Origin of the sequence: uncultured Campylobacter sp. (genome assembly GCF_937997595.1) — a bacterium.
Taxonomy (GTDB): domain Bacteria; phylum Campylobacterota; class Campylobacteria; order Campylobacterales; family Campylobacteraceae; genus Campylobacter_B.
Genome location: NZ_CALKTS010000255.1, coordinates 1 through 8331 on the forward strand (window position 1 = coordinate 1; position 8331 = coordinate 8331).

Consider the following 8331-nt stretch of genomic DNA (forward strand, 5'->3'; position numbering starts at 1 on the left):
CAATCTGAGATTTTAAATTAGTAGCGTTCATAAATTCCATATTTTAAAATTTCAGCGCTTTTATCTTGCAAATGCCGCTTTTAAATGAAATTTGCTTCGGGTTTTCTTTCTATATAAAAGCGGCAAACTTCAAATAAAATGCAAAATTTTAAAATTTACACGCTTAAATATCATAAGTAAGGAGAATTTAAAATTTTTTCCTTCGGAGATTAAGTAAAAAGCGCGTTAGAAAAAATTTTGTAGGTCAAATTTCATTTTAAGCGATTGCAGATTTAAAGCTTGTATGCAAATACTTTTAAAGCCTGCTCTAGTTAGAATTTATCACTAAACTAGACGGGCTCAGCCTTGGAATTTCAGCGCGCCAATTTTAAAATTTTGCGCGAGCTGGGCTTAAAATTTTAAAATTCGATTCTACCTGCGAAAACTCTTAAATTCCACGGCTTAGAATTTTGATACAGAATTTTGCCGCAACGCTACTTTTGGGCGCGCTATAAAATTACGCGACATGCAAAGCCGCGTAGAATATTGAGCTAGGCTCGCTGCTGCAAGCCTAGCGAATGTCGTAAGCTAAAAAGGCGCTACTGCAAAGCGTAAAATTTTATTTCAAAGCCTTAAAAAGCTCCACGCCGTCAAGCTGCTCCCACGGATATTCGTCGTTTCCGACCTGTCCGCGCGCGGCGACGTCGGCGTAGAGAAAGCTTCCTTTGCCTGGGCGATCAAGACCGAATTTATCGATAATCCAGCGCGGCGTGAGCGGGAATTTTTCAAGCACGAAAGTGGACAACTCATCGTCGCTTGCCGCGCCTAAATTCGTCCCCATACAATCGACGCTGACGCTTACCGGTTTAGCCACGCCGATTGCGTAGCTGAGCTGGACGATGCATTTTTTCGCAAGCCCTGCTGCGACGATATTTTTGGCGATGTAGCGCGCCGCATAAAGCCCGCTGCGATCGACCTTGGTGTAGTCTTTGCTACTTTGAGCGCCGCCGCCTATCGGGCTGTAGCCGCCGAAGCTATCTACGATCAGTTTGCGCCCCGTTAGACCGCTGTCGTGAAGCGAGCTGTGATTTACGTAGCGGCCGGTCGGGTTGATGTAGATGATCGTTTTGCTTTTGTCGTAAAGCTCCTTCGGAAGCCCCGCCGAATCGATTAAATTTCCGATCAGATCTCGGACGCGCTCGATACTCATGCTCTCGACGCATGGCGCGGAAACCACGATCGTATGGATGCTTTGCGGTTTGCACTCCTCAAAATTGCTCTTCGTGCCGTAATCGACCGTAACCTGCGTCTTAATATCTACGCCAAGCTCGTTAGGATGGGATTTTGCGTAGGCATAAACGTGATCGCAAAGCGCTCTTGCGTAGGTGATCGCCGCCGGCATAAAATTTTTCGTTTCGCAGCTTGCGAAACCGAACATTATGCCCTGATCCCCCGCTCCGATCTCGCCGCCCTCTTGATCGACGCCTTGGTTGATGTCGGGGCTTTGCTGGTTTAAAAATACGTCCACTTGCAGATCCTGCGGATGCAGGCACTGCGCGCGCGTAAAATAGGGGTTGTTATTGTAGCCGATCTCGCTAAGCGCGCCCTTTACGATGTGGCGGTAATCGTCGTGGGTAAAGTCGATCTTGGCGTTTACTTCGCCGCCGATTACTACGTGTTTGCCCGCGATGAAAACCTCCGCTGCTACGCGCCCGTTGGGGTCTTGTTTTAAAATTTCATCCACGATGCTGTCTGCGATGATATCGGCGCACTTATCCGGATGTCCGGGGCTTACGACCTCGCTGGTAAATAGATACATATCTGCTCCTAATTAAAATTTCGGGGCATTTTATCTAACGAGGTTTTAAGATTAACTAAAAATTACGAAATTTCGCCCAAATTTAAATGTGCTTAAATAAAATTTCGATATATTTCAAACGACGTTTTGATTGAAAGGTAAAAAATGAGTTCGATTCAAAAATTAGTAGCCAGCTACAAAGATAAAAATCTAGTTCTGCGCATAGTTACAGGCTTGATAATAGGCGCCATTTTGGGCTTTGCTGCGCGTTCGACGGCGGGCGATATTGCGGCAGAGCATACTTCGTTTTTAATAAACGTAGTAGCTTTTGCGGAAATTTTAGGAAATTTATTCGTAGGCGCCCTTAAAGCGGTCGCTCCGATTTTAGTTTTTATCTTGATTTTAAGCTCGATCGTAAATAAACAATACGGCAGTGCAAGCGGCTTAAAACGCGTGGTTGTTCTATATATTGTAGGCACCTTTTTAGCCTCGTGCGTGGGGGTAGCGACTAGCTTTTTATTCCCTACGGAGCTTGCTCTAAGCAATGTCGGCGCGGCGGAAAATACCGCTCCTGCAAGCGTTTGGATCGTGCTAAAAGACCTGCTTTTTAAGGTCGTGGATAATCCTGTAAACGCTATCGCGCACGGAAACTACGTAGGAATTTTAACCTGGGCGATAGGTCTTGGCGTCGCGCTTAAATTTTGCACCAATGAAACAAAGAAAATTTTTACCGATCTGAGCGAAGCGGTAACCAAAATCGTGCAATTCGTAATCCAGCTCGCGCCGTTTGGAATTTTCGGTCTAGTAGCTTCTACCGTGTATCAAACCGGCGTTGATGCGCTGCTGGGATACGTGCGAATCGTAGTCGTACTCGTAGGCGCGATGGCGTTCGTAGCCCTCGTGGTAAATCCGCTCATCGTCTTTGCGGTGATTAAGAAAAATCCATATCCGCTCGTATTTACCTGCCTACGCGAAAGCGGCCTCACAGCGTTTTTCACCCGCAGCTCGGCGGCGAATATCCCGGTAAATTTAAATTTATGCAAAAAGCTCGGCATCAGCGACGAGCTAAGCTCGATCTCGATCCCTTTGGGAGCTACGATAAATATGGCGGGCGCTGCGGTGGTAATCGCGATCTTGGCGCTTGCTGCGGCTCATACGCTTGGCGTGCGCCCCGATTTTTGGACGGCGCTGCTGCTTTGCGTGGTCTCGGCGGTCGGTGCATGCGGCGCTAGCGGCGTGCCCGGCGGCTCATTGATGCTGATACCGCTTGCGTGCTCGCTCTTTAATATATCAAACGATATCGCAATGCAGGTCGTAGCGATCGGCTTTATCATCGGCGTGATCCAAGATTCGGTAGAAACCGCGATCAATAGCTCCACCGACGTGATTTTTACGGCGATCGCGTGGCAAAGTATGCAAAAATAACTCACCTTAAAATTTACCGCGATTTCCGCTAGGGCGGCGGATCTCGCGGTTTTTAAAATTTTACTTATTCTTTTTTGATAAAATTATACAAAAATTTTAAAAGGAAATCGATGAATTGGAATTTAGGCGAGCTGTTTGCAAACGAAGCGGAATTTAGCGGCACGGTAGAAAACGCGGCCGCGCAGGCTAGGGATTTTGAAGCTAAATTTAAAGATAAGCTACACGCTCTTAGCGCGGAGGAATTTTTAGGCGCGCTTGAGCTTTATGAGAGCATCAGCGAGCAGATCAGCAAGATAATGAGCTTTGCGCATCTAAGATTCGCGCGAGATACGAGCCTTGGGGCGCAGCAGGCTAAGACGGAGCAGGCTTGCAACGACATTTCGCAGAGCCTACTTTTTTTCGAGCTCGAGTTTAACGAGCTTGACGCCGCAAAACAGGACGAGTTTGTCGTGGGAAGCGGGAGATTTAGATACTATTTGAGCCTACTTAAGCGGCGCAAAGTCCACCAGCTAAGCTTGCCGCAAGAAAGCGTGCTTTTAAAAACTTCACCCGTGAGCGGAGAGGCGTTTTCACGGCTTTTTGACGAGAGTATGGCACGGATGAGCTTTGATTTTCGCGGGCAAAAGCTTGGCGAGGAGGAAATTTTAAGCCTGCTTCATAGCCCTGATCGCGAGGTGCGAAAGGACGCCGCAGCCTCGCTAAGCGCGGTGCTAGAGCAGAACTCCCATCTGCTTGGTTACATCTACAATATGATCAAAACCGATCTTAAAATTCGCTGCGAGCTACGCGGTTACGATAAAGCCGAGGCGGTGATGCACGAGGAAAATCAAATAAATATTGCAAGCGTAGATGCGCTGATTGCAGAGGCGGAGCGAAGCTTCGCTCTGGTCGGCAAATTTTACGCTAAAAAGCGCGAAATTTTAGGCTACGACGCGCTGTATGATTACGACAGATACGCTCCGCTCGGCGGCGATGAGAGCGAGTTTAGCTTCGAGCAGGCTAAGCAGATCGTGCTAGCGGCGTTTGAAAAATTTAGCCCGAAATTTAAGCATATCGCACAGACGGCGTTTGAGCAAAACTGGATCGATGCGATGCCCGCGCAAAATAAGCAAAGCGGCGCGTTTTCTCATTCGGGCTCGCGCGATACGCACCCATTCGTGCTTTTAAATTTCACGCGCAAGCGCCGCGACGTATTTACTCTCGCGCACGAGCTGGGGCACGCGATACATCAGTATCTAAGCTACGGCGTGGGCTATTTTAACTCCTTCACGCCGCTAACGACGGCTGAGACTGCGTCAGTTTTCTGCGAGATGCTGGTGTTTGATTATATGCGCGAAAATTTTTCAAATTTAAACGGCTTGCTAAATTTTAAAAGCGCCGCCTCGGACGGCTCGCAAAATTTAAAGCGCAGCGCTTCACAAGAGGCTCAGGGCGGTGAAATTCCAAACGAGCACGCCGTAAAAAATGCCGCTTCGCAAAGCTCTGCGGGTTCGTGCGAATACGCAGCGCGCGATACTGATACGCCATCGCAGACTGCAAGCGATAAGGCCGCGCTAAGAGCGATGCTTGCGGCAAAGATCGAGGATATCTTCGCTACGCTTTACCGCCAGATCGGATTTACGACCTTTGAGCGGCGCGTGCATGCGAGCGCAGATGAGCTAAGCACGGGGCAGATCGACGAGCTTTGGATGGAGGAGTCGCGCAAGATGTTTGCGGGCGAGCTAATCTTGCAGGATCATTACAAAAGCTGGTGGAGCTACATCCCGCACTTCATCCACTCGCCGTTTTACTGCTACTCCTACGCCTACGCGCAGCTTTTGGTGCTCGCGCTTTACGGGCTGTATAAGAGCGGCAGGCTTGAAAATTTCGTTCAAATTTACACCGAGTTTTTAAGCTCGGGCGGTAGCGACGAGCCGCAAAAACTAGTGGCGAAATTCGGCTTTGATATCAATAAAAGCGAGTTTTGGCGCATCGGCATAGAGCAGGTCGCAGCGCTTGTAGATGAGTTTGTGAGGGGTTAGGATGATAGATAAAATTTTAAAAGACGATAAATTTATCGCTGCGAGTAGTGCAAATATAGGCGCGGTTTTGGATTACGTTTTAGCTCTTGGATGCGGATTTGGCATCGTTGCGAGGACGGATCAGATAAAATTTGATCCGCCGCTGCCGGAGGAAATTTTAAAAAGCTTCAAAATGCCCGCGATCTTTTTGCAGCTAGAGGAATACACGCTCTCTAGCGCGCATCTTAGCAAGGATGAGCTGGTTTTCGAGGCGGGTTTCGGGCCGCAGGATTTTGCAAGCACGCTTAGCGTGCCGTTTTACGCGGTCTTGCAGATCGTCGTGGACGGCAAGCCCATCGCGGTAAATTTCTCCCAGCCCGAGTCCGAGTGGCTTAAGCGCGAAAAATCGCGTAAAATTTTTTCAAAATGAGCGATATTTTAGAAGGTCTTAATCCCGCTCAGCGCGAGGCTGCGAGCCACGTTGACGGAGCGATGTTAATCTTAGCGGGTGCGGGCAGCGGCAAAACCAAAACGATCACCGCGCGCCTTGCCTACTTGCTCTCAAATGGCGTGCCTGCGGAAAATACTCTCACGCTTACGTTTACGAATAAAGCCGCCGCCGAGATGCGCTCGCGAGCGCTTAATCTGATAAGCGGGCTAAATTTAAACGGCGTGCCGCTTCTGTGCACCTTTCATAAATTCGGGCTTCTGTTTTTAAAATTTCATATTAGTGAGCTTGGGCGTAGCGCAAACTTCCAAGTAATCGATACCGACGATAAGAAAAAGATCATCAAGGGCTTTGAGATAAATTTGCCCACGTCGCTATTAGCGGCCAAAATTTCAACTTACAAAAATTCTCTGATCGCCCCCAAAGATATCGACGAGCTTCTAAAGGGTGAGGACGACGAGCTAAGCAGGATGTATAGCGGATTTTACGCGCATTGCGCTGATGCATATAAACGCTACGAGGCGTATTTGGCGGCGAATAATCTTGTAGATTTCGATGATCTGCTGATCTTGCCGTATAAAATTTTAAGCGCGAATGAGCGGCTATGCGATGAAATTTCGCGCCGTTACGCCTACATCACGGTCGATGAGTATCAGGACACCAACGACATTCAATTCAAACTGCTGCAAAAGCTCTGCACCGCGCACGAAAATCTCGTAGTAGTGGGCGATGACGATCAGAGTATTTACGGTTGGCGCGGCGCGCGGATAGAAAATATTTTAAATTTTAAAGATCAGTTCTCAAACGTAAAATTTATCAAACTCGAGCAGAACTACCGCTCTACGGACGAAATTTTAAATGCCGCCAACGAGCTTATCTCGCATAACAAAAACCGCCTCGGCAAGAGCCTTACTAGCATGAACGGCGGCGGCGAAAAGATCGAAATTTTGCGTTCAGACGAGGAGAGTATCGAGGCGGCAAAGATCGCAGAAGCCATCAAAAAGCTGCTTTCAAGCGGCGTAGCGCCCTCTGAAATCGCCGTGCTTTACCGCGTAAACGCTCTTTCGCGCGCGCTGGAAGAGGGGCTGAATCGCGCCAAAATCCCGTACAAAATGGTAGGCGGCGTGAAATTTTACGAGCGCGCCGAGATTAAGGATACGATCGCCTATCTGCGCTTAGTAAACGACGAGCACGACGACTTTTCGATGAGGCGGATCATAAACGTGCCCAAGCGCGGCATCGGCAAGGTCTCGCTGGCAAAGCTCGAGGAGCTTTCGCGCTTGCGGCTCATCAGTCTATTCGACGCCTTTAGCGAGCCGGACGCGGGGCTTAGCGCCAAGGCGGCGCAGGCTCTAGCGGAGCTTAAAAGCGGCATCGCTTCTATCTCCGCGCTAGCCGATACGATCAAAAAAATAGACGCGCTGGAGCCCGCTTTCGGGCTAAAGGCCTACTATGCCTCGCTTCCGGACGGCGCCGATCGCGTAGCAAATATCGACGAATTTTTGGCGATGCTGAAGGACGAGGCGAGCAATAAGCCCGATTTTGATCTGGCGGAATTTTTAAACGAGCTGAGCCTTCTTAGCGATCAAGACGCTATCATGGGCGATGCGATAAACATAATGAGCGTGCACGCGAGCAAAGGGCTTGAGTTTTCGCATCTTTTCGTAATCGGGCTGGAGGAGGGGTTTTTCCCGCTTTTGGGCGACAGTAGCGACATCGAGGAGGAGCGCAGGCTCGCATACGTAGCGATTACGCGCGCCAAGCGCACGCTTACGCTTAGCTTTGCCGCTAGCCGCTTTTATCGCGGCAAGCGCGAGAGGCTAGATGCTAGCAGGTTTATAGCCGAGGCGGGTTTGGTGGCTAAAGAGCCTCCGCGCGAGCAAAGTAGCGGCTTTAGCAAGGGCGAGCTGATTAAGCACAAACTCTTTGGCATCGGACAGATTACGGCGGTAAACGGCGATCGGCTCACTATAAATTTCGGCGGAATTTCACGCGTGATAATGTCGAATTTCGTAGAAAAGATCGGCGCTTATGAATAGATTGTTTTTGGCGGACAAGCCCGCGGGCATCGGCAGCAATAAATTTTTAAGCGCTCTTAAGCGCAAATACGGCGTGAAAAAGGCGGGCTTTAGCGGCACGCTCGATCCTTTCGCGAGTGGCGCGCTGATCGTGGCATTCGGGCAATACGCGCGCTTTTTTAGATTTTTAAAAAAGGAGCCAAAAGTTTACGCCGCAACGCTGTGGCTGGGCGCGCAGAGCCCAAGCGGCGATAATGAAAACATAGGGCGCGTGGAGCAAATTCCGCCGCTTTCGCGCGAGGTTTTAGATACCGCGGTGGCGCAGATGCGCGGCGAGATAAAATTTATCCCGCCCGCCTTCAGCGCCAAGAAAATTGACGGCGTGCGCGCATACAAGCTCGCTCGCGCGGGCGAAGAGGTGAGCTTGAAAGAGAGCTCGATGCGGGTTTTTGATGCCGAAATTTTAAGTTACGCTCACCCCTTCGTAAGCTTTCGCGTAGCACTTAGCGAGGGCGGCTACGTGCGCTCTTTCGCGCAAATTTTAGCAGGAAAGCTGGGCGTTTGCGGCACGCTAAGTGCGCTTAGACGAGAAAACGAGGGGGCTTTTGATTTGAAAGATCCGCGCTTTGCGGACGAGGCGGCGCTAAATCCGCTCGAGTTTTT

At 49.6% G+C, this 8331-nt stretch carries 6 protein-coding genes; 5 read left to right on the forward strand and 1 reads right to left on the reverse strand.

Annotated elements, in window-relative coordinates; genetic code table 11:
* Positions 1-598: 598 nt before the first annotated feature.
* Positions 599-1798: a methionine adenosyltransferase gene (metK, locus tag Q0614_RS08485; RefSeq protein ID WP_298788005.1), complete on the reverse strand. Its 1200-nt coding sequence runs from the start codon at positions 1796-1798 to the stop codon at positions 599-601.
* Between the two features lie 144 nt (positions 1799-1942).
* On the opposite strand from metK, the gene sstT reads away from it, so the two are divergent.
* The 5 genes from sstT to truB form a co-directional block, all read left to right on the forward strand.
* Complete coding sequence (sstT, locus tag Q0614_RS08490; RefSeq protein ID WP_298788007.1) at positions 1943-3202, forward strand: serine/threonine transporter SstT; 1260 nt, start codon at positions 1943-1945, stop codon at positions 3200-3202.
* A gap of 110 nt (positions 3203-3312) precedes the next feature.
* Complete coding sequence (locus Q0614_RS08495) at positions 3313-5223, forward strand: M3 family oligoendopeptidase (RefSeq protein WP_298788009.1); 1911 nt, start codon at positions 3313-3315, stop codon at positions 5221-5223.
* Position 5224: 1 nt separating this feature from the next.
* Positions 5225-5632, forward strand: a complete 408-nt coding sequence (locus Q0614_RS08500) for a hypothetical protein (RefSeq protein WP_297880672.1) — start codon at positions 5225-5227, stop codon at positions 5630-5632.
* A complete protein-coding gene (locus tag Q0614_RS08505) occupies positions 5629-7689 on the forward strand; it encodes a UvrD-helicase domain-containing protein (protein WP_298788011.1) in 2061 nt (686 codons plus the stop codon). The genes Q0614_RS08500 and Q0614_RS08505 overlap by 4 nt, the downstream gene beginning before the upstream one ends.
* Positions 7682-8331: tRNA pseudouridine(55) synthase TruB (truB, locus tag Q0614_RS08510; protein ID WP_298788013.1), on the forward strand; the 650-nt coding region annotated here is incomplete at its 3' end. The genes Q0614_RS08505 and truB, both read left to right, overlap by 8 nt.

What these genes read in the sequence shown, in the direction of transcription:
- sstT (WP_298788007.1), top strand. Translation starts at nt 1,943, where the DNA reads ATGAGTTCGATTCAAAAATTAGTAGCCAGCTACAAAGATAAAAATCTA.
- Q0614_RS08505 (WP_298788011.1), top strand. Translation starts at nt 5,629, where the DNA reads ATGAGCGATATTTTAGAAGGTCTTAATCCCGCTCAGCGCGAGGCTGCG.
- metK (WP_298788005.1), bottom strand. Translation starts at nt 1,798, where the DNA reads ATGTATCTATTTACCAGCGAGGTCGTAAGCCCCGGACATCCGGATAAG.
- Q0614_RS08500 (WP_297880672.1), top strand. Translation starts at nt 5,225, where the DNA reads ATGATAGATAAAATTTTAAAAGACGATAAATTTATCGCTGCGAGTAGT.
- Q0614_RS08495 (WP_298788009.1), top strand. Translation starts at nt 3,313, where the DNA reads ATGAATTGGAATTTAGGCGAGCTGTTTGCAAACGAAGCGGAATTTAGC.